Consider the following 21,155-nt stretch of genomic DNA (forward strand, 5'->3'; position numbering starts at 1 on the left):
ACGATTCTTGCCGCCGCGGTCCCGCCAGACCGCGGCTTTTGCACAACTGGCTCGCGTCCATTCACGTGGCGATTGCAGCAACCCGCCCATGAAGGAGCAGCGATGACCAGCGACGTGGCCGACGACCGCAAGACCGCGCCCGCCCCCGTACCCCGCCGCCCGACCGGCATCCCCCGGCCCAGCGAGATCATGGCGGACCTCGGCATTGTGCAGCTGGGCGACCCGATGCTCACGAACGGCACGCGCCCGTTCGATCTGCCCCGCGAGCGGGACGAGGTGCTGCGCATCCTGGATCGCCTCACGAAGGTCGCGGACGCGGTCGAGCGGGTCCACGAGTTCGTCGGCGGCCAGATGGGCCTGGCCGCGCCCCAGATCGGCGAGCCGCGCTCGATCGCCATCTTCCGCTCGGCCGGCCGCCCGCAGCTGGCTCTGATCAACCCGCAGGTGATCGAGGTCGGTCCGGCCGCCCCCGCCGACTGGGAGGAGGCGACGGAGGGCTGCCTGAGCTTCTTCGACTTCCGCTGCACGTTCCCCCGCCCCCGGACGGCGGTGATCAGCTACCGCACGCCCACCGGGGACGAGGCGATCGCCACGTTCGACCAGGGCCGGCTGGCCCGGGACGTCCTGCACGAGGTCGACCACCTGTACGGCGTCCTGTGCGTCGATCACATCGAGTCCGGCGCCCCGGGCGTCTCGATCGCCTGACGTTCCGCCTTAGACGTGCACGGGGACAACACCGAACGCGGCTGACCCGCTGGGCGCCGGCGCGGTGTCCAGCGGGGGTATGTAGCTGAGCGCGGAGCGGTCGCCGAGTGCGGCCCGCAGCTCGGCCACCCCCACGTAGAACAGCGACGGGGCCCAGGTGTGGGCGAGGTCGCTGCGCATCATCGGGGCGACGTTGAGCACCGCGCAGCCGGCGACGTGAGCACTGGCCACGCCGACCGCGGAGTCCTCCACGGCGACGCACCGGGCCGGGCCGAGGCCGAGGGCGTCCATCGCGGCAAGGTAGGGGGCCGCATCGGGCTTCGGCCGGTGCCCGTCGTCGCCGCAGACGACGGCGTCGAAGGCGTCCGGGCCGGCCTCGGCGAGCACATACTCGACGAGCTCGCGATAGGTGGACGTGACCAGCGCCACCCGCAGCCCGGCCGCGCGCACGGCGGCCAGCAGGGACCGGGCACCGGGGAGCCAGTGGACACCGCGGGCGTAGGACTCCCGCACGCGCCGCTGCACCCAGGCGACGTCGGCGTGGACGTCGAGCCCGGCCCAGCCGTACTGCTGATGGATGCGCCGCATTGCCAGCGTCGCATCGAGCCCGCTCAGGCTCCGCAGCAGCTCATCGGTGACCTCAGCGCCGCGGGCACGCACCAGAGCGGTGTTGGCCGCGGCCCAGACGGGCTCGCTGTCGATGAGCGTGCCGTCCAGGTCGAATAAGACCGCTTCCGCCACGGGCGCCATCGTAGCGACGCCGATAGAAGGTTCTCACGCGGTGTGCACCTTTTTCACGCGCGCGGTGTACAGCCAGTAGTCAATCCCTCAGCATTTTGTTTCAACAACACAGCTGGTGTGTGTTCGTTTACCGGAACAGCCGGTGCGTTTTAGTGGGGCTTTAGCCGCAGAAAGGGTCGCGGCCAGCCCTCCGGTGCATCTACGCGGAGAGCTGGCGCGCTGAAGGCGGTACAAATGGCGGATCCGGCCAGTCATCGGCGTCCTCCACCGCACCCTCCGGCCGGCTGCCTCGGAAGCGCCACTCCAGCCGGTAGTAGTCGTGCAGCGTCGCGGCCTCCGTGTGCCAGGAGAACACCGCGCGGCCGTCCTCCGAGAGCTCCTGCGTGATCGGCGTGCGCAGGGGCACCTCCTCGGCTGACAGCGACGTCTGCACGCCCCACACGACAGGGCGCATCCGGGCCGGGAACTCGACCTCGACCGTCAGGGCGCGGGTCGGCAGGCGGATCGCCCGCTCGAAGAAGTTGCCCCACTTGTCGATGCCGATGTGCCACGAGTATGCGATCGTCGTGCGCTGCCCGGGGTACAACGGGAAACGCCCTTGCGCATTCTCGAAGAGCAGCCAGAGCTCCTTGAGGGTGTCGCGGTCGGTCTTGGTGCGCCACTCCATCGGCTCGCCGGCGCAGGACGCGACCAGGGACAGCTCGTCGAGCGACATCGGGTGGTCGTGGTGGTGGCGATTGGACCGCGCCGGGTCGTCGGGGTAGCGGTCGACGGAGATACGCACGAGATACCGCGTGATCGGCTCCGTGCCGGCGTTGTACAGCGCGCGGCGGACCGTGCAGCGGTACTTCCCGTCGACATACGACAGCCGCGCGGTCTCGCGTTCCACGACGAGGCCCGTGCCCGGTGGCAGCCACTGGTCCGGCACCGGCGGGTCGCGCCCGGGCACCCCGACCCGGCTGCGCGCGGTCGCCCGCAGCTCGTCGTATTCCTTGTAGCGCTGCCAGACGGACCCGCCGCTCTGGAGGATCGCCTCGGCCCGCCGCGCGAAGTCCTCGGTCGGCCGGTGCCGCGCCGCCTCCACGTGGCTGACGTAGGACGCGTCGAAGCCCATGGCCGCGGCGAGCTGCTTCTTGGACATGCCGCGCTCAACGCGCCACCGCGCGAACTCTGCGACGAACGCCTCCGCCGCCCGTTGCACGGGAGAAGGGTCGCTCGTAGTCATGTCCGGTCCAGCCCTACAGGGAGACGGCCCCTGTCCGGTTAGTGTCCCCGAGTCCTGCTGTTGACCAGGTCAGGGGGACAGATTCCTGACAAAATGGTTGACACCACCGGGATATCGGTCTTGATCACCGAAGTTCGGTCACTGACCGCCCCGCAAGCGGTGACACAATGTCACTTATTTTGGCGGCGGAAACACGACCGGGCCACCCTGGTTAGGCTTACCTACGTAGCTGTATCGTGGGCGCTTGGCAGGCACTTCTGGGGGTACGTGATGGTGGTGAGCACCAACGGCAGGCACGCGATGAGCGCCGCGACGCGGTGCTCGACCGCCGTGCCGGCGCGGCGGGACGGCGACCCAACGTGACCGCCCTCATCAGCCGCGAGGGGGTCGAACCCCTCCGTCCGGTCGTCGCGACCCTCGCCGCGCTGCAGAATCGGCACGGCAAAGATTCACTCCAGGGGCTGGCGCCCGGCCTGGTGGCCGACGCGGGCCCGCAGTGGCGCCTCGCCGCGGATCTGGACGTAGCGGATCTTCTGGACACGGCCGCCCGCCGCTGGAGCGCCCAGCCCCACGCGGTCGCCGCCCTGGCGTGGAAGTGCTACTCATACTGGTGCTCCCTGCCGGCCGTCCTCGGCTTCGCCGCCGCCCGCCGCGTGCCGCTGATGACGCCGGACCACGTCCTGGTCCGCTACCGCGAGCCGCGCCCGTTCCTGACGCTCGCCCTGCGCGCCCCGGTCACCGCCGTCCTGGCCACCGACCCGATCGTCGCCACCGACGCCCCCGGCCTGCTGATCGTCGAGGACGAGGACGAGCTGCTGGGCGTGCTGCGCCGGTCACTGGTCGACGCGCACCTGCACCCGCTGCTGGACGAGTTCCGCAAGCACGCCCGCATCGGCCGGCGCACCCTTTGGGGCTCGGTCGCCTCCGGCATCGCCTACGGCCTGTCCCGCGCGGCCGACTCGCTGCCCGGCCCGACCCTGGACATCGCTAACCGGCTGCTGGCCGCGCTGGACGCCGAGGACCTGGTGGACCTGACCCCGCGCCCGGGCGGCGGCGTGGACATCCAGCGCCGGACCTGCTGCCTGGCCTTCACCCTCCCCACGCCGAAGGTGTGCACGACCTGCTGCATCCGCTCGCATTAGGCCGGTGTTTCGCGGTCGGCGCCAGTTGGGTAGACCCCGTAGGTTGAATCACATCAGTGAACCGATCTCCACCACGCACGCCGGCCACGTTCGGCCCGGCGATCACCTCTGCCTGCCCTTCGCGAGCGACGCCCAGCAGCAAGAAGTCGTCTCGGCGTTCATCGCGGACGGGCTGCGCCGGGGTGAGCGCGTGCTGTACTTCGCGGACCGCACGAAGCCCGACGTCATCGACGCCTGGCTGGGGCCGCGGGGCATCGACGGAGCGCTCGCGATCGCGCGCGGGCAGCTCGAGGTGCGGGTCGTCGGCGACGTCCGGCCCGAGACCACGGGGCTCCGCGACGCTGTCCGGGACGCGCGGGCGGCCGGGTTCCAGGGGCTGCGGCTCACCGGCGAGATGAGCTGGGCGCTGCGCGAGCAACGCGGCGGCGGTGCGGCGCGGGCGCACGAGTATGAGAGCGGGGTCGCCTCCACCGTCGTCGACGCCAAGGATCTGGCGGCCGTGTGCCAGTACGACGAGCGGCTCTTCGCGCGGGCCGACCTCACCGGGCTCGTCTCCGTGCACCACGGCCTCCTCTGCATCGACCCGCTGCACGACGACCGGCAGCTGCGGATCATCCCGACCTACTCGCCGCGCGGGCTGCGGATCGCCGGAGTCGTCGACGACGCGACCGCGCTGCCCCTGGCCGACGCTTTGGCGCAGGCCGCGGCCTGGCCCAGCGGCGAGCCGCTGCTGGTGCTCGACCTGACCGAGCTCACGTTCATCGACGTGGCCGGCATCCGGACCCTGGTGCGGTTCGCCGAGACGGTCGCGCCGGAGCGGCGGGTGCGCGTCAAGAACATGCCCGCCTCGATGCGCAAGGTGCTGTACATCGCGCGCTGGACGCTCGAGGACGCGGACGACCTGCCGTGAACTTCATCCACCAGGCACTGGTCTTCGACTCGGCCGCGGCGTTCCTGGCCGCGGCGGTGCCATTTGTGACCGAGGGGGTCCACCGGGGGGACTCCGTCGTCGCGGTCACCTCCGACGAGAACGAGGCACTGCTGCGCGAGCAGATCGGGGCCGACGCGGAGCGGATCATCTTCCTGGCCACCTCCGCCTGGTACGACTCGCCCGGGCGGACGCTCGACGCGTATCACCGGCGGATCGACGCGCTGCCCGGCACCACCGGGATCCTGCGGGTGCTCGGGCAGCCGATCTGGACCGGGCGGGACACACTCGAGACCTCGGAGTGGGGCCGATACGAGTCCGTCATGAACGTGGCCCTGGCGGAGAGCCGGGCCTGGATCATGTGCGGGTATGACAGCCGCAGCCTGCCGACCGCGATCGTCGACGACGCCCGGCGGACCCACCCGACACTGGCGGTCGGGCCGCAGAGCGAGGTCAGCATCACCTACGCCGACCCGGCCTTCTACTACGCGGAGCACAACGGGCCGCTGGCGGCGCGGCCCGCGCACGGCGTCGAGCAGCTGGTGGACTTCATTGACATGGCACCGGTACGGCAATTCGTCGCCGACCACGCCGTGCGCCTCGGTGTGCCGGCGGACCGCCTCGACGATTTCACGCTCGCGGTGAACGAGATCGCCACGAATGCGATCCGGCACGGCGCCGGCCGCGGTGAGGTACGGCTGTGGGCCACCGATCAGCGGGTCATCTGCGAAATCGCCGACACCGGCGGAGCACCGAAGAAGAACGGCCGCAACGGCTTCCTCGGTTTCCTGCGCTCCGATCCGCAGGCCGGCCAGGGCCACGGACTTTGGATCGCCCGGCAGATCTGCGATCTCCTGGAAATGCGCACCGGCGCCGACGGCACCACGGTGCGCCTGCACATGCGGCGCGAATAGGCGGACGGCGGCACCCCGCGCGGACACCGCCGCCCACCCGTTCCGTCTCGTGGCCACCCCCAGCGCACGAGATGCGATCGCCTATCTGCACCACCCCTCTCGGCTGAGCAAGCATTTCGCGGTTGCATCACCTTGGCATCGCGCCGGATACGGACACCATCAGCGAACTTGTTCACTTCAGGGGGCGTACGGCGTACCCCGTTGGATGGACGAGCGCCCCGCTTGAGTAGTTGAATCAGGGGCGATGAGCGATTCTCCCTACGCGGCCGAGTTCGAGCTGGACGGTCCGCCCGAGGCGGAGTTCAACCCGGGCATCGCCAAGCGGATGGCCCACAAGACCGTGGCCAGCGGCGCCCTGATCCGGGACACGGCCGGGCGGTTCCTGTTCGTGGTGCCCAACTACAAGCCTTTTCTCGACATCCCGGGCGGCATCGTCGAGCCGGGCGAGTCGCCGTCGGCCGCCTGCGCGCGCGAGGTCGCCGAGGAGGTCGGGCTGCGGCTCACGGTCGGCCGGCTGCTGGTGGTCGACTGGACGCCGGGCCGCGGGCCGTGGAGCGATCAGGTGCAGTTCGTGTTCGACGGCGGCGTGCTCGAATCCACCGCCGCGATTCGCCCGGCCGCGAATGAATTGACCGGTTTCCGATGGGCGACGCTGGAGGAGGCGCGGGCCGACCTACGACCGTCCGTCCACCGCCGGTTCACACTCGCATCGAGGGCTATCAGCGCAGGTCAGACCCTGCACGCCGAGTTCGGCCACTTACTCAATACCGTTTGATTGCGTACTCACCTACTAACAGGGGAATCCGGACGGTCGCCGGATCCGGACTGTTCGTGGTCTAACGAATCTGTCGCCGTCCCCGCACACTCTGTGTTGTGAACATTCAAGGAAGCGGCATCGGCCACGTCGCCCGGCACCGAGCCGCCGGCCCGGCGACCCGGATGCTGCGCAAGGTGCGCTGGCTCCGGGTGACGCACCCGCGGGAGTCCGCGCCGATGAGCATGGAGCTCGACGCCGCCTGCCGCGCCGCCACACCCAACACGAAATAACTGTCACGGGGACTCTGCACATGATGCGACGCCACACGAAGGTTATGCGCCGGATGGATGAGGACGAGTACATTCCGCGGCACGCCGCGGACCTCCGCAACACCCGCAACGACCTCGACCTGCGCGACCGCTCCGACAGCGAGCCGGCCGTGAGCGAGCTCGGCGACTCCGCCGAGGACGCCTGACCGGGGGTGCGGGCGCCCCGCGAAGGGCTTCACACGAAGCCTCGAAGGGCTTCGCACGAGGCCGCGAGAAGGCTTCGCACGGAGCCTCGAAGGGCTTCGCGCGAGGCGTGGGGCGAAACCCCGGAGGGGCGGCACCAAGGCCGCCCCTCCGATAACGCAACTGTCAGCTGATCACGCGATAGTCAGCTGGAGCTAGTCGTCCAGCCAGTCGAGCGAGCGCCGGTTGCCGTTGCCGCCGCGGCCCTGTGAGCGGGCGTCGTCGTAGTCACCGCCGCCACCGTTGTTGCCGGGGCCGTAGCCGCCGCGCTGGTCGTAGTCGCCGCTCGCCTGGCCACCACCGCCGGGGCCGTAGCCGTTGCCGGCCCGCGGGGGCTCGGGGACGCGCTCGTAGCCGTCGCGCTCGTAGCCGGAGGCTGGCTCGTAGCCGCGGCCCGGACCCTGCGGCTCGTAACCGCCACGGCCCGCGTATGGGCCGTCGTAGTCACCGCCGCCGCCGTTGCCGCCTGGGCCGTAGCCACCGCGATCGTCGTAGCCACCGCCCTGGCCACCGTCATAGCCGCCACCGGCCGCGGGGCCGTAGCCGCCGCGCTCACCGCCGGGGCCGTAGCCGCCGCCCGCAGAAGGGCCTTCGTAGCCGTTGCCGCCGGCCGCGGGGCCGTAGCCACCGCGATCGTCGTAGCCACCGCCGGGGCCGCCTTGACCACCGGCGGCGCCGTAGCCACCGCGGTCGTCGTAGCCGCCACCGCCGCCCTGGCCACCGCGGTCGTCATAGCCGCCGCCACCGCCCTGGCCACCGGGCGCACCGTAGCCACCGCGGTCACCACCGGCGTGCGGGCCGTCGTAGCCGCCAAGCGTCGTGGGCGGGCCCTCGTAGCCGCCGCGGTCGCGCTGGCCGCCGCCGTAGTTGTTGCCGCCGGTCGACGGGCCGTCGTAGCCGTTGGCGCCGTAGCCGCCCTGGCCACCGGCGCCACCCGGGCCCGCGCCCGGGCCGTATCCACCGGTCGGCGGGTTGTTGTTGTAGCCGTTCGCGCCGCCGCCGTAGCCATTGCCGCCGGTGCCGGGCTCGTATCGCTGCGTCGAGTCGGCGTAGCCGCCCCCGCCGCCGTTGTAGTCCGGCGCGTAGGGGTCGACCGCGGGGCCGGGGGCGGGCCGGCCGGGCTGGGCGCCGTAGCCGTTGCCGCCGCCACCGTTGTAGCCGCCGCTGGCGAAGCCGGCCCGGTCGTCGTAGCCGCCCGCGGACGGGTAGCCACCGGCGCCGAGCGGAGGCGCGCCGTAGGGGTCCGGCGGGACGTCGTCGAAGCCGCCGCGGCCGGGCCGGACGATCGCGGTCGCGTCGTTGTTGCCGCGGTTGATCATCGCCGGGGCGCCGCCCATGCCGGCGACCATCGTCGGGTCGGGGCCCTGACCGGCGTATGCGGGGCGCGGGCCTGGCCCGCGGCGCGGGGCCGGCTCGTCCTCGACGTCCTCGTCGTCGTCATCGCCGCGCCGGCGCAGCAGCATGACGATCGCCACGATGCCGAAGCCGACGAGCAGGACACCGAGCGCGATCAGGATCCAGGAGACCCCGCCGCCGCTGTCGTCGGAGGCGTTGTTGGTCTTGGTGTTCTGCGGCACGACGCCACCGGCCGACTGGCCTTCGACGATCGCCGGGTCACCCGCGCTCGGCGGCGCGACCGGCGAGGCGGTGTCGGCCAGCTTCGGCAGGCCCATCTTGAGCCCGGTGTTGGCCTTGCCCGCGGTGCCCGTGACGGTCTTGTTCTGGTTGTCGAACCCGGTCGCGCCGGCCTGCAGGGTCAGCTGGCCCGGTGCGATGGGGCTCTGCTCGGTGCCGGTGAACTTGAAGGCGCCGGCGTCGTTGGTCGTCGAGGTCTGGCGGGTCTTGCCCGCGCCGTCCTCGAGCACCACGGTGGCGCCCTTGATCCCCTTGCCGGTCGACGAGTCGGTGATGTTGCCGCTGACCTCGGTGACCGTCTGCGGCGCGGCCTGCGTGGTCGGCGCCGCGGCCTGCGCCTTGAGCGTCGCCTGGAAGCCCTTGGTGTCGGAGCCGCCGTCGGTGATGATCACCTGGCCGCCGCCGGACTTCTGCTGGCCGGCCGGGATCGAGCTCTGCGCCGGGGGCGAAACGCCGATCGGGACATTCTTCGTCTGTCCGGGACCCAGTGGCGAAGTGACCGAGAACGTCACAGTGCAGCTGAGATGAGTGCCGCCGCCATCGCAGCCGCTGGGCTTGCTGGAGATCGACAGGCCAAGGTCGCCCGGTATGTCAATGGTGAGCCCGACATTGGCCACCTGTGGTGCATCGCCGGTGTTCTTGATCTGCACATTGACGGTCTGCGCTCCGCCGCCTACGGTCAGTGTCACATCATTTGCGCCGCTGACCACGACCTCAGGACCGGCCGCAAAAGCCGGTGCTGCTATGCCGATCAGAGCGCCCGCAGCTAGAACAGCCACCGTCCCCGCTCTGAGCAGCAGGGCTCGTCGGTGCGCAGTCACGTCCACACCCCTCCGGATCTTGACCTTCACCCGAGCTTCGCCGCCGAGCATGTCTGTCTATGGTCCAACATGCGAGCGAGACTCGCCTTGCATGGTGCGCCGCAGCAAACTATGCCCTGTCCGGCGGGGTCGGCGAAACCCGGAGAGTGTTGCGAGCCGCCCACGGAGGGTCGTATCGTCCGCTTATGTCCTCTGCGCACCGATATTCCGGCACGGTGCAAAGCGTCCTTGATGCCCTGAATAGCGGAGCCGACCCGGACCGGATCGCGCTTCGCGACGGCGTCCGGGAACTCCTCGCCGACCTGCGGACACGCGCACCCGGACGTTCGGTGGAGGTCCGGGTTCCGCCTTACGGTGCGATTCAGTGCATCGAGGGGCCGAGACATACGAGAGGTACGCCACCAAACGTCGTGGAGACGGACCCGGTCACGTGGATCGAGATCGCCACGGGTCGGAAATCGTGGCATGAAGCCGTCACCGCCGGGAAGATTCGTGCCAGTGGCATCCGGGCGGATTTATCCGGACATCTACCGTTGTAACGCTGACGAACCGCCCGGCCCACACTTCACCAACAGACTTCGATACGTCGCTCTGCGTCATGCCCGCAACCTCGCGTACACTGGCTGCGCGACGGCGACCCAGCGTGTGGCGCCGACCAGCCCGCCGGGCAGTCACCAACCGTCCGGCTCGCGTCAACCTCAGAGCCACCCCCCACACACTTCAGCCAGCCCAAGGCAACTGCGACGACAGGAGCGGCAAGTGCCCCGAGGCGATGGCCGGTTGAGCCACGAGCTCGACCCCCAGCGTCCAGGTCCACAGGACAAGTGCGGTGTGTTCGGCGTCTGGGCGCCGGGCGAAGAGGTCGCCAAGATGACCTACTACGGGCTGTATGCACTGCAGCACCGTGGTCAGGAGGCGGCCGGCATCGCGGTGTCCGACGGATCCGGTGTGGTGGTCTACAAGGATCTCGGCCTGGTGTCCCAGGTCTTCGACGAGCCGACCCTGGCGAGCCTGCGCGGCCACATCGCGATCGGCCACGCGCGCTACTCGACCACCGGCGGCTCGACGTGGGAGAACGCCCAGCCCACGCTGCGCTCGACCCGGGGCGGCGGCGACCGCGCCGGCACCACGATCGCGCTGGCGCACAACGGCAACCTGGTCAACACGGCCGAGCTGGCCCGCCGGGTGGCCGAGCTGCCCGACATCGAGCCGGACGCGATCAACTCCACCAACGACACCGCCCTGGTGACGGCGCTGCTGGCGGCGCGGCCCGACCTCTCGGTCGAGGCCGCCGCGCTGGAGGTGCTGCCGACCCTGCGCGGCGCGTTCAGCTTCGTCTTCATGGACGAGGACACCCTGTATGCGGCGCGTGACGTCAACGGCGTGCGCCCGCTGGTGCTCGGCCGCCTCGAGCGCGGCTGGGTCGTGGCCAGCGAGACCGCGGCCCTGGACATCTGCGGCGCCAGCGTGGTCCGCGAGGTCGAGCCGGGCGAGCTCATCGCCATCGACGAGCACGGCCTGCGCTCCAGCCGCTTCGGCACCCCGGACCCGAAGGGCTGCCTGTTCGAGTACGTCTACCTGGCCCGCCCCGACACCAACATCTCCGGCCGCAACCTGCACGCGGCCCGGGTCGAGCTCGGGCGCACCCTGGCCCGCGAGCACCACGTCGAGGCCGACCTGGTCATTCCGGTCCCCGAGTCCGGCACGCCGGCCGCGATCGGCTACGCACAGGAGTCCGGCATCCCGTTCGGACACGGCCTGGTCAAGAACGCCTACGTCGGGCGGACCTTCATCCAGCCGTCACAGACCATCCGTCAGCTGGGCATCCGGCTGAAGCTCAACCCGCTGCGCGACAACGTGCGGGGCAAGCGACTGGTCGTCGTCGACGACTCGATCGTGCGCGGCAACACCCAGCGCGCGATCGTGCGCATGCTGCGCGAGTCCGGGGCCATCGAGGTGCACGTGCGGATCTCCTCGCCGCCCGTCAAGTGGCCCTGCTTCTACGGCATCGACTTCGCAACCCGGGCCGAGCTGCTGGCCAACGGACTCGACCTCGAGGGCATCCGCCGCTCGATCGGCGCGGACTCGCTCGGCTACGTGTCACTGCCGGGCCTGATCGCCGCCACCGAGCAGCCGGCCACCCGGCTGTGCAGTGCCTGCTTCGACGGGCACTACCCGATCGAGCTCCCGGCCGACAATGTGATCGGCAAACACGTGCTGGAAGGTGTCGCGCGCGCCGCGGGGGCCGCGCCGACCACGACTGACGGTGTCCAGATCACCGCCAGTGTCGGTGGAGCGGACGCACTGCTGCGCCCGTGACCGCCACCCATCAACGCAAAGCCGCCGCAGAGGCAATTCAAAGGGGAGAAAGTGACGCACGTGGATGAGCGCGCCGACAAGACCGGGAAGTCCGGTCAGGGCAGCACCCCCGAGCGGCAGCTGTGGACCGCCGGCAACGGCCGGAGCCGCCGCAAGACCGTGACCTACGCGGACGCGGGTGTTTCGATCCACGCCGGTGAGCAGGCCGTCGAGCTGCTCCGCACCAAGGTGCACCGGACGCACCGGCCCGAGGTGATGGGCGACATCGGCGGGTTCGCCGGACTGTTCCGGCTCGACCTCAAGAAGTACAAGAGCCCGATCCTCGCCTCTTCGACGGACGGTGTGGGCACCAAGCTGGCGATCGCCCAGGCGATGGGCATCCACGACACCGTCGGCATCGACCTCGTCGCGATGGTGGTCGACGACCTGGTCGCGTGCGGTGCCGAGCCGCTGTTCCTGCTGGACTACATCGCCTGTGGCGAGGTCGTGCCGGACCGGGTGGCCGAGATCGGCGCCGGCATCGCCGACGGGTGCCGCTACGCCGGGTGCGCCCTGCTGGGTGGCGAGACGGCCGAGCACCCGGGCGTGATGCGCCCGGACGAGTACGACATCTCCGGCACCGGCGTCGGCGTCGTGGAAGAGGACAAGATCCTCGGCCGCGACAACGTCGAGGTCGGCGACGCGGTGATCGCGCTGCGCTCGACGGGCCTGCACTCCAACGGCTACTCCCTGGTTCGCCACGTGCTGCTGGGCGCCGGCCGGATGCGGCTGGACAGCGTCATCGACGAGTTCGGCTCGCAGCGCACGCTCGGCGAGGAGCTGCTTACCCCGACCCGGATCTACGCGAAGGACTGCCTCGACCTGATCAAGGAGAGCGACATCCACGCGTATGCCCACGTCACCGGCGGCGGCATCCCCGGCAACCTGGTCCGGGTCCTGCCCGAGCACCTCGACGCCGTCGTGGACCGCTCCACCTGGCGCCCCCAGCCGATCTTCGAGCTGGTCCGCACGAAGGGCCGCATCGAGGACATGGAGATGGAGAGCACCTTCAACATGGGCATCGGCATGATGACCGTGGTCGCGGCCGAGGACGCCGACCGCACGCTGGCCTTCCTGGCCGGCCGCGGCCTCGACGCCTGGCAGGTCGGCGAGGTCATCGAGGGCACCGGCACCGTGCAGATGGTCGGCTCGCACACCCGCGGCTGAGATCGTTTGCGAGAGGCTTCTCTGGAGGGGCGGCGCGGCCGCCCCTTTACCAATAGTGCACCAGGGCTTACCGCGGCGTAGTGATGGACCTAGGCTGGAGCGACACGTCCCTACGCCCAAAAGGAGGACGGGGCGGTGTCGTGGAGCGGCATGCAAGGCATCACGCCGGTCCCCGGCTATGTCGTGATGCAGCCGACGACGTTGTGCAACCTCGACTGCACCTACTGCTACCTGCCCTTCCGCTCCCGCAACGACCGCATGAGCCCCGCTGTGGCCGCGGCCGTCGCCTCGTCGGTGAACCCCTGGGCCGCGGCTTCTGACACACGGTTCTCGGTCGTCTGGCACGCCGGGGAGCCGCTGGCCGCCGGGCGAGCCGCGTTCGCCGAGCTGATGGCCCCGTTCACCGGCGTCGAGCACCACGTGCAGACCAACGCCACCCTGATCGACGACGCCTGGTGCGAGTTCTTCACCGAGCACGGCGTCCGCGTGAGCGTGAGCGTCGACGGCCCCGCCGAGCGCAACGAGCAGCGCATCAACAAGAGCGGTTCGCCGGTGTACCGCCAGATCATGCACGGTATCGAAGCGCTCCACCGCCACCAGGTGCCGTTCTCGGCACTCTGCGTGGTCAGCGACCCGCGTCCGGGGCTGGCGGCGGAGCTGTACGAGTACTTCCTCGGCCTCGGCTGCGAGGTCCTCGGCATCAACATCGAGGAGCAGGAGGGCGTCAACGCCCGGACGAACGCGTTCGCCGACGAAGCCGTCCGCGCCTTCTGGGCCGAGCTCGTCGCCGCGTGGCGGGTCGACCCCCGGATCCACGTCCGCGAGATCGAGTGGACGCTGCGCTACGCCGAGGCCGTCCTGACCGACCGCGCCGACGGCCTCCTACCGGCCGCCCTGGACCCGATCCCGACGATCGCCGCCGACGGCCGGGTCTTCCTGCTCTCCCCCGAGCTGGCCGGCTTCACCGACCCGCACTACGGCGACTTCTCCTCGGGCAACGTCCTGGAGACACCCCTGGCGGCGATCCTGGCCGGCGCCGCCACTTCGGCCCCGTGGATCGGCGAATACTTGACCGGCGTCGAAGCCTGCCGCCGGACCTGCCCATACTTCGGCTTCTGCGGCGGCGCCCACGCGGCCAACCGCTACTTCGAGCACGGCCGGTTCGACGGCACCGAGACGAACCACTGCCGCAACAGCAAGATTCGCCTTCTGGAGGGAGTGCTGGACCATGCCGGAGCACGCTGACCCCGTCACCGAGCGCGTCCACCGGGCCGCCGACGGCCTGAGAGTCCTACTCGACGAGGCCGCCGCGGCCCGCGCCGCCCGCGCCGAGGCCACGGGCGAGGACGGATCCAGCGCCGTGTGCGCCTGGAACCACTTCGAGAACATCCCGACCTTCTACAACTGGAACAACCGGCCCAGATAGCGCTGAGGGCCGCCGCCCACTCCCGGTCACTCCTGTCCGATCCGTGCGCCGCGAGTCGGATATTTCCGGCTTTGTCGTGCGATGCGTAAGGACTGGGTCGGGGCCGGGTGCGCCCATGGTTCGGGTGTAAGGACCATGCGCATCGCTGTGCCGTCGAACGGATGGCCGTCGAGCGGGTGGCTTCGAACGGATGGCCGTCGAACGGCCTTCGCTAGGGCACGAAATATCGCGGGCGCGAAGCATCGCGACCTGGCGCTGGCGTCGTCTCGTCTCGGCGTGGACGCGGGCCGCCCGATTTGAGGCGCGACGGGTCGGCTGGATCGAGGCGTGACGGGTCGGCTGGTTCGAGGCGCGACGCATCGCGATCTGTGCACCCGGCGAAGCGGCCGGCCCGCACTGCACAGCGTCCGCCTCAGCCGACGCCACGGAGGCGCGACGGATCGCGACCTGTGTACCCCGGCGGAGCGGCCGGCCCTTGCTACCCCTGGCGTCCGCCTCAGCCGGCGCCGCTTAGGCACGACGGATCGCGACGTGGCCTTCGAGCGCCTTGACCGCTCTCAGGGCGCGTGTCATCGCGGCCTGGCCATAGGGCCGGGTCAGGGAAGCCTGGGCGCCACATCGGAGGCGGTGCATCGATGCACCGCCTCGTGAGGTGTGTCGTGGCGCTGCGCCGGGGGGTGGTGGGAACGCACCCTGGCGATGGCTACGCCGACGCACCCGCATGGCGGGCCGTCGAGAGAACGGCCGCCGTGCGGGTGCTGTGGACACGACTCGGGCACGTGGTTGTCCACGTGCCCGTGAGCCGGGTTGACCAGCTGGTCAACGACCCCGTGAGCGCCAATCACTGTCGCTAGAGGGGTCGTCGTAGTCGTCCTCGTCGTCAGCCTCATCGTCGACCGCGCCTGGCTCAGCGTGATCGTCGTATGACTTAGGGCCGCCCGCCGCGAGCTCGCGCTGCAACGCTTCGAGGTCGGTGTTCGGTGAGTGATATTTCAACTCCCTGGCCACCCTAGTCTGCTTGGCCTTCGCACGGCCGCGCCCCATGGCTCGACCCCCTCGCACAGAATTACGGGGCAGCCATTACCGGCAGGCCCCGACAACGTCAGGCATCTCTCGTGGCTCTTACGGTACATGTCGAGAGCACCTTTCGGCATCTCGCCCCTGCCGACCATTTCGGTGGCGTTGCTTACCCGTCCGGCCGGTCGGGTTCCCGGCGGGTAAGCACCACCGCGGTCGACGGGTCGTCACTGCCGTGCCGAGCCCCCGCACATGGTTACACCAAGATGGTACGGAGCCTGCCGACCTCGGCCATCCGCCGTTCGGCGAGCCGGTCGGCGGCCAGCGCGGGTGGCACTCCGTCGGCCGCGGCGAGGTCCAGGATCTGCTTCGTGGTGTCGTAGATCCGTCCCGCGCGTTCCTTCGCCCGGGCGAAGTTGAAGCCCTCGATCTCGTCGGCCACCTGGATGACCCCGCCCGAGTTGACGACGTAGTCGGGGGCGTAGAGGACGTCGCGCTCGGCCAGGAGCTTCTCGACGCCGGGGTGGGCGAGCTGGTTGTTGGCGGCGCCGGCGACGATCTTGGCCTGGAGGGCCGGGACGGTGTCGTCGTTCAGGGCGCCGCCCAGGGCGCAGGGCGCGTAGACGTCGATCGGGGCGGCGACGAGCTCTTCATTGCTGTCCAGAAGCTCGATTTGGGGGTACGTCACCCGCGCCCACTCCCGCGCCCGCTCGGAGACGTCCGTGGCGACCACCGCGGCTCCGTCGTCGAGCAGATGCTTGGCCAGGTGCTTGCCGACCTTGCCGAGGCCGGCGATCCCGACCCGGCGCCCGGTGAGGCTGGAGACACCCCAGCGGTGTCCGGCAGCGGCCCGCATGCCCTGGAAGACGCCGTAGGCGGTGAGCACGGAAGAGTCGCCGGCGCCACCGTGCGATTCGGAGCGGCCGGTGACGAACCTGGTCTCCTTGGCCACGATGTCCATGTCCTGCACATAGGTGCCCACGTCGCACGCGGTGTAGTAGCGCCCGCCGAGGGACTGGACGAACCGGCCGTAGGCGCGCAGCAGGGGCTCGCTCTTGTCCCGGTCCGGGTCGCCCCAGATGACCGCCTTGCCGCCGCCGAGGTCGAGGCCGGCCAGCGCGTTCTTGTACGCCATGCCGCGCGCGAGGTCGAGCACGTCGTGCAGCGCCTCCTCCTCGGAGGAGTACGGGTAGAACCTCGTCCCGCCGAGGGCCGGACCGAGGGCGGTGGAGTAGACGGCGATGATGGCCCGCAGGCCGGATTGCCGGTCGTGGCAGAAGACGACCTGCTCGTGGCTGGTGGTGAACACACTCATGGGCGCTCCCGGAGCGAGTTGGCGGCCCGTCCTCGTGAGACGAAGCCGTTCACGACTGTGCGGTCTTGCACGTGCGGTAAGTCCGACCCTAACTCCGACACATCGACATTGGATCGAGGGCACCTTCGCGCCGTTCGGCCGTTTCGTGCGACGATCGGGCCGTGCCGTCGCTCTTCGCGTCATACCTGCGGGTGTACGAGCCGCTGGCTGCCTTCGACCGTGACCACCAGCTGTACTGGCGGCGCTACGTCAAGGAGGGCCGCGCCGTCGCCCTGTCCGACGGCCCGGTCCGCCAGCGGACCGCGGTCCTCGAGGCGCTCGGCGCGGGCTGGACCCGCCTGCCGGCGCTGCCCGAGGAGGCCTACGTCCTGGAGGCCGACGACACACTGCTCGTCTGCCCCTGGAACCTGCGCATCCGGGTGGCCGAGGCGGCGCTGACCGCCCGCGACGGCGTGCCCAGCGTCATCGCCGATGCGTTCGTACCGCCCGTGCTGGCCGGCCTCGCGCAGACCATCGTCGACGACTGGCGCAGCGGCGACCACGTCCTGGAGCGGGGTCTTCCACGGGTGCACGAGCAGGTCGCGACCTGGGGTGTGCCTCTGCGCTGGTTCGTGTTCGTGGACCTGGAGGAGCGGGAGCTGTCGCTGCGGCCCGGCCGTCGCGTGCTGCGGTATCGCACGGAGATCTCGAAGGCGCGGCGGCGGGCCCATCGGGCCTACGCGGTGCTGCGGCGGGCCATGGGGGACGCGCCGATCACCGTGGCGGTCGAGGAGACGGCCCGCTGGCTCGAGGAGTTCCACTCGCGGTCGATCGTCGAGCTGGACTACGGCGGCCTCGTGAACCTGATGCCGGACGACGCGCTCGCCGAGGACGACTCGCCGGGGCTGGTGTCGGCCGGGCTGTCGAACGTGGCGCGGGGCGATGCTGACGCGGCTACCGAGGTGTACGAGAAGCTCGTCGAGCGGTGGCGCATCGTGCAGCTGTTGGAGCGCTGCAACTGAGTCTCACGTGAACGGCCGGCCCCCTGGGCCGGCCTTTTGCTTTCGCGGCCTTGTCGCGGCCCTTTGCGGCCCCGCCAGGGGTCGCTGCCCTTTGGTTCGGACCGTTTTCACCGCGGACCTGGCAGGGAGGCGCCCCGGCGCCGACCGGTGTCTGGCGGGAGCGACGGCGCCCGCCCACCGCGGACCCGAGTCATCGCTTTTCGCCTGTTCATGAATCTGTCTCGGATTCTGACCGGGCTAAATGCCCGGTTCGTCACCTACCCGATCGGGTGTCACCCTCAGCAACCGAATCGCACCTCGGTCGTGTCCGTTATGCCTTTTTGAACAGACTTTGTGGGGTACCCATCACCCCGAAGAGTGAGCTAGATTCGTGGTGAGTCGCTCACCCTCCGTCAAAATGAGTCCGAATTTATCCGGTTTTGCGGTGTCAAAGTCGGAAAATTCACTTATTCATCATCCGTCCATACAGGGACCTTCAGCCGTTCGGCCCATGTCGGACATCGGGGACTACCCGGACCATAGGAAACGCGTCGACCGGCGGGACCCCGGCCGGCGTTCCTGGGTACCTGTGGAGGAGTGACCGATGCCATCTCGCACGCATGAGCCTGAGCCGTTGCTAACGCCGGCTGAGGTCGCGTCGATGTTCCGCGTCGACCCGAAAACCGTCACCCGTTGGGCGAAGGCGGGCAAGCTGAGCGCGATTCGTACGCTGGGCGGCCACCGTCGCTACCGGGAGTCCGAGGTGCGGGCCCTGCTTCAGGGCCAGATTCCCACGCAACGCACGGGCGACTGACGAGACAGTACCTCGCACCAACCCCCCGCGCCAAAACAACACGACTTCTTACCGCAACGCGCTCGGATCGTCACCCCCCGGTGATCCGAGCGCGTTGCTTTTCCGCCCCTGCGGGGGAATTTGTCCGGTCAGTCCAGCGTGATCCGGACACCGACGGTGGCGTCCTTGCCCCGCCGCAGGACGCTGGTCCACACGACCAGCCGGCCCTGCAGGCCGTACTTCTTCTTCATCAGCTCGCGCGCCCGCGCGGCGCCGTCCGGGCCGAGCACCTCCGCCTGCGCCGAATGCTCGTCGCCGGTCGGCTTGCCCCGGACCGTGCACGGCGCGACGGTCACGTGGCCGTTGTTGCGAATCCGTTTGACCTTGCCCGAGGCGCCGACCGTCCACACCATCAGCGCCTCGCCGTCGCGCGCCGCCCATACGGGTGTCGGCACTGGGGTACCGTCCCGGCGGAACGTCGTCACCAGGAGATACTGTTCCTCGCTCAACCGCTCCACCGTGGCGGGAGTGTTCGTCATACGACACACGGTACGAGTGACTGCTCGACAGCGGGAGGGTCACACCCCCGGGTGACGGGCCGCTAGTCTGATGGTCCAGCCAAAACGTCCCGGAGAGCCCTGATGAAGCTGTCGATCCTGATGCCGGTCTACAACGAGGAAGCTCGTGTGGCCGACGCCGTGAAGCAGGCGCTCGACGTGAACTACCCGACCGAGATCGAGTTGGTCATCGTCGACGACGGCAGCCGCGACCGCACGGCCGAGATCCTCCGCGGGCTGCACGACGAGCGGCTCAACGTGGTGGTCCACCCGCGCAACAAGGGCAAGGGCGCCGCGATCAAGACCGCCGTCGACAACGCCACCGGCGACTACATGGTCATTCTCGACGCCGACCTGGAGTACGACCCGCAGGACATCCCGAAGCTGCTCGAGCCGGTGCTCGACGGACGGGCCACGGTCGTCTACGGCAACCGGACGTTCGGCTCGCACAGCTCCTTCTCGTTCTGGTACGTGATGGGCAACAAGGCCGTCACCACCGCGGCGAACATGCTGTACAACTGCTACCTCGGCGACCTCGAGACGTGCTTCAAGCTGATGCCCGTCGCGCTGTATCGCTCGCTGCAGGTGCGCTCGGCCGGCTTCGGCATGGAAGCCGAGGTGACCGGCAAGCTGCTGCGCAACCGGCACCGGCCATACGAGGTCCCGATCAGCTACCGCGCCCGCACCCGCGAAGAGGGCAAGAAGATCACCTGGAAGGACGGGGTCGAGGCGCTGTGGATCCTGTCCCGCGAACGGATGCGCAAGCCGTCCCGCAACATCGGGACCTCCTGACCATCGGCGAACTCTCCGCCCGCAGCGGCGTGGCCCCGTCCGCGCTGCGGTTCTACGAGAAGCTCGGCCTCATTCAGGCCACCCGCACCGGCGGCAACCAGCGCCGCTACGAGCGCTCTTCGCTGCGGCGGGTCGCCTTCATCCGCATCTCCGCCCAGGTCGGCGTCCCGCTGGAGACCATCAAGGAGGCGCTCGCTTCCCTGCCGGCCGGCCGGACCCCGACCAAGGCCGACTGGGCCCGGCTCTCCTCCGGCTGGCGCGTGCACCTGGACGACCAGATCAAGCTCCTCGAGCGCCTCCGCGACACGCTCACCGGCTGTATCGGCTGCGGCTGCCTCTCACTGAAGAGCTGCGCCCTGGCCAACAACGACGACCGCCTGGCCGCGAAGGGCCAGGGCCCGGTCATTCTCACGCGACCGTGAGCAAGATTTTTCCGAAGTGCTCGTTGGATTCCAGAAGCCGGTGCGCGTCGGCGGCTTCGGTGATGGGCTTCCGGGTGTCGATCACGGGCCGGATCATGCCCTCGTCGAGCAGGGGCCAGACCTCTTCCCGTACACCGCGCACGATCGCCGCCTTCTCCCCCGCCGACCGCGCCCGGAGCGTGGTGCCGGCGACCAGGGCCCGCTTGGTGAGCAGCTGCCCCATGTCGAGCTCGCCCGTGCGCCCGCCCTGCAGCCCGATGACCACCAGCCGCCCGCCGACTTTGAGGACATCGACGTTGGGCTTGAGATACGGCCCGCCCATGATGTCGAGCACGACATCGGCCTGCACCTCTTTGGCGAAGTCGGCCGCCGTGTAGTCGATCACCCGGTCCGCGCCGAGCGCCAGCAGCCTGTCCCGCTTCGCGGCGCGAGCGGTCGCCACGACTTCAGCGCCAAGAGCCTTTCCCAGTTGTACTGCGAACGTCCCGATCCCGCTCCCGCCCCCGTGCACCAGGAGCGTCTCTCCGGGCTTGAGCCGGGCCAGGTCGACGATGTTGGAGAAGACGGTCGCGGCCACCTCGGGCAGCCCAGCCGCGTCGACGAGCCCGACGTTCTTCGGCACCGGCAGCACCTGGGCCGCGGGCGCGACGACGAGCTCCGCGTAGCCTCCACCACCGAGCAGCGCACAGACCTCCTGCCCGACCTGCAAGGTGTGCACCCCACTCCCGAGCGCCCGGACCCGCCCGGACACCTCGAGCCCCGGGTAGGGCGGCGCGTCCTTCGGCGGCGGGTAGAACCCTTGCCGCTGCAGCGCATCAGCCCGGTTGACACCGGCCGCCACCACCTCGATCAGGACCTCACCGTCCCCGGGTGCGGGATCGGCTACTTCGGTCCAGCGCAACGCTTCAGGCCCACCGGGACGTTCGATCGTGATCGCATGCACAGCTC

The 21,155-nt window shown here is 70.1% G+C and carries 21 protein-coding genes and 2 pseudogenes; 16 read left to right on the forward strand and 7 right to left on the reverse strand.

Annotated features, from left to right (window positions below):
* Positions 1 to 102 precede the first annotated feature (102 nt).
* Positions 103 to 705 (forward strand): peptide deformylase, encoded by a 603-nt coding sequence (locus tag ACIA8L_RS49525; protein ID WP_395916194.1) that lies wholly within the window; start codon positions 103 to 105, stop codon positions 703 to 705.
* Between the two features lie 9 nt (positions 706 to 714).
* Here ACIA8L_RS49525 and ACIA8L_RS49530 read toward each other — a convergent pair whose 3' ends face one another.
* Positions 715 to 1,446 (reverse strand): HAD family hydrolase, encoded by a 732-nt coding sequence (locus ACIA8L_RS49530; RefSeq protein ID WP_395916196.1) that lies wholly within the window; start codon positions 1,444 to 1,446, stop codon positions 715 to 717.
* 205 nt (positions 1,447 to 1,651) lie between these two features.
* Positions 1,652 to 2,671: pseudogene (locus ACIA8L_RS49535) on the reverse strand (multiprotein-bridging factor 1 family protein); the annotation flags it as partial.
* Positions 2,672 to 3,030: 359 nt separating this feature from the next.
* On the opposite strand from ACIA8L_RS49535, the gene ACIA8L_RS49540 reads away from it, so the two are divergent.
* From ACIA8L_RS49540 to ACIA8L_RS49565, 6 genes are all read left to right on the forward strand, one after another.
* A complete protein-coding gene (locus ACIA8L_RS49540; protein ID WP_395916198.1) occupies positions 3,031 to 3,813 on the forward strand; it encodes an IucA/IucC family C-terminal-domain containing protein in 783 nt (260 codons plus the stop codon).
* Positions 3,814 to 3,856: 43 nt separating this feature from the next.
* Positions 3,857 to 4,723 (forward strand): MEDS domain-containing protein, encoded by an 867-nt coding sequence (locus tag ACIA8L_RS49545; protein ID WP_395916199.1) that lies wholly within the window; start codon positions 3,857 to 3,859, stop codon positions 4,721 to 4,723.
* On the forward strand, positions 4,720 to 5,655 hold the full coding sequence (locus tag ACIA8L_RS49550; RefSeq protein WP_395916201.1) for an anti-sigma factor RsbA family regulatory protein: 936 nt from the start codon (positions 4,720 to 4,722) through the stop codon (positions 5,653 to 5,655). The genes ACIA8L_RS49545 and ACIA8L_RS49550 overlap by 4 nt, the downstream gene beginning before the upstream one ends.
* Positions 5,656 to 5,899: 244 nt before the next feature.
* Complete coding sequence (locus tag ACIA8L_RS49555; RefSeq protein ID WP_395916203.1) at positions 5,900 to 6,430, forward strand: NUDIX domain-containing protein; 531 nt, start codon at positions 5,900 to 5,902, stop codon at positions 6,428 to 6,430.
* Between the two features lie 98 nt (positions 6,431 to 6,528).
* On the forward strand, positions 6,529 to 6,702 hold the full coding sequence (locus ACIA8L_RS49560) for a hypothetical protein (protein ID WP_395916205.1): 174 nt from the start codon (positions 6,529 to 6,531) through the stop codon (positions 6,700 to 6,702).
* Positions 6,703 to 6,755: 53 nt separating this feature from the next.
* Entirely contained in the window at positions 6,756 to 6,887 is a 132-nt protein-coding gene (locus ACIA8L_RS49565) for a hypothetical protein (RefSeq protein WP_395916207.1), read from the forward strand.
* A 192-nt stretch (positions 6,888 to 7,079) separates the two neighbouring features.
* On the opposite strand, the gene ACIA8L_RS49570 is transcribed toward ACIA8L_RS49565, so the two are convergent.
* Positions 7,080 to 9,248, reverse strand: coding sequence for a carboxypeptidase-like regulatory domain-containing protein (locus ACIA8L_RS49570; protein WP_395916209.1), 2,169 nt, complete (start codon positions 9,246 to 9,248; stop codon positions 7,080 to 7,082).
* A 317-nt stretch (positions 9,249 to 9,565) separates the two neighbouring features.
* On the opposite strand from ACIA8L_RS49570, the gene ACIA8L_RS49575 reads away from it, so the two are divergent.
* The 5 genes and pseudogenes from ACIA8L_RS49575 to amcA all read left to right on the forward strand — a co-directional run bounded on the left by ACIA8L_RS49575 (position 9,566) and on the right by amcA (position 14,331).
* Positions 9,566 to 9,919, forward strand: a complete 354-nt coding sequence (locus tag ACIA8L_RS49575) for a sterol carrier family protein (RefSeq protein ID WP_395916210.1) — start codon at positions 9,566 to 9,568, stop codon at positions 9,917 to 9,919.
* Between the two features lie 220 nt (positions 9,920 to 10,139).
* Entirely contained in the window at positions 10,140 to 11,699 is a 1,560-nt protein-coding gene (purF, locus tag ACIA8L_RS49580; protein ID WP_395916212.1) for an amidophosphoribosyltransferase, read from the forward strand.
* A gap of 51 nt (positions 11,700 to 11,750) precedes the next feature.
* Complete coding sequence (purM, locus tag ACIA8L_RS49585; protein ID WP_395916213.1) at positions 11,751 to 12,905, forward strand: phosphoribosylformylglycinamidine cyclo-ligase; 1,155 nt, start codon at positions 11,751 to 11,753, stop codon at positions 12,903 to 12,905.
* Positions 12,906 to 13,055: 150 nt separating this feature from the next.
* A pseudogene (gene amcB, locus ACIA8L_RS49590) lies at positions 13,056 to 14,160 on the forward strand (cyclophane-forming radical SAM peptide maturase AmcB); the annotation flags it as partial.
* A 27-nt stretch (positions 14,161 to 14,187) separates the two neighbouring features.
* On the forward strand, positions 14,188 to 14,331 hold the full coding sequence (gene amcA, locus ACIA8L_RS49595) for a multiple cyclophane-containing RiPP AmcA (RefSeq protein WP_395916382.1): 144 nt from the start codon (positions 14,188 to 14,190) through the stop codon (positions 14,329 to 14,331).
* Positions 14,332 to 15,150: 819 nt separating this feature from the next.
* Here amcA and ACIA8L_RS49600 read toward each other — a convergent pair.
* Complete coding sequence (locus ACIA8L_RS49600) at positions 15,151 to 15,375, reverse strand: DUF3073 domain-containing protein (protein ID WP_395916215.1); 225 nt, start codon at positions 15,373 to 15,375, stop codon at positions 15,151 to 15,153.
* Between the two features lie 229 nt (positions 15,376 to 15,604).
* Positions 15,605 to 16,663, reverse strand: coding sequence for a Glu/Leu/Phe/Val dehydrogenase dimerization domain-containing protein (locus ACIA8L_RS49605; RefSeq protein WP_395916217.1), 1,059 nt, complete (start codon positions 16,661 to 16,663; stop codon positions 15,605 to 15,607).
* Between the two features lie 161 nt (positions 16,664 to 16,824).
* Between ACIA8L_RS49605 and ACIA8L_RS49610 the strand changes: the two genes are divergently transcribed.
* Positions 16,825 to 17,664, forward strand: a complete 840-nt coding sequence (locus ACIA8L_RS49610) for a hypothetical protein (RefSeq protein ID WP_395916219.1) — start codon at positions 16,825 to 16,827, stop codon at positions 17,662 to 17,664.
* 583 nt (positions 17,665 to 18,247) lie between these two features.
* A complete protein-coding gene (locus ACIA8L_RS49615) occupies positions 18,248 to 18,457 on the forward strand; it encodes a BldC family transcriptional regulator (RefSeq protein WP_223099768.1) in 210 nt (69 codons plus the stop codon).
* A 128-nt stretch (positions 18,458 to 18,585) separates the two neighbouring features.
* On the opposite strand, the gene ACIA8L_RS49620 is transcribed toward ACIA8L_RS49615, so the two are convergent.
* Complete coding sequence (locus ACIA8L_RS49620; protein WP_395916221.1) at positions 18,586 to 18,975, reverse strand: PPOX class F420-dependent oxidoreductase; 390 nt, start codon at positions 18,973 to 18,975, stop codon at positions 18,586 to 18,588.
* Positions 18,976 to 19,077: 102 nt separating this feature from the next.
* On the opposite strand from ACIA8L_RS49620, the gene ACIA8L_RS49625 reads away from it, so the two are divergent.
* The gene (locus ACIA8L_RS49625) at positions 19,078 to 19,785 is read left to right on the forward strand and encodes a glycosyltransferase family 2 protein (protein WP_395916223.1); all 708 of its coding nucleotides are present in this window, start codon (positions 19,078 to 19,080) and stop codon (positions 19,783 to 19,785) included.
* Entirely contained in the window at positions 19,782 to 20,207 is a 426-nt protein-coding gene (gene soxR, locus ACIA8L_RS49630; protein WP_395916384.1) for a redox-sensitive transcriptional activator SoxR, read from the forward strand. The genes ACIA8L_RS49625 and soxR overlap by 4 nt, the downstream gene beginning before the upstream one ends.
* Here soxR and ACIA8L_RS49635 read toward each other — a convergent pair.
* Entirely contained in the window at positions 20,194 to 21,150 is a 957-nt protein-coding gene (locus ACIA8L_RS49635) for an NAD(P)H-quinone oxidoreductase (RefSeq protein WP_395916224.1), read from the reverse strand. The genes soxR and ACIA8L_RS49635 overlap by 14 nt on opposite strands.
* Between the last annotated feature and the right edge of the window lie 5 nt (positions 21,151 to 21,155).

Origin of the sequence: Dactylosporangium sp. NPDC051541, assembly GCF_044454505.1 — a bacterium.
GTDB lineage: Bacteria > Actinomycetota > Actinomycetes > Mycobacteriales > Micromonosporaceae > Dactylosporangium.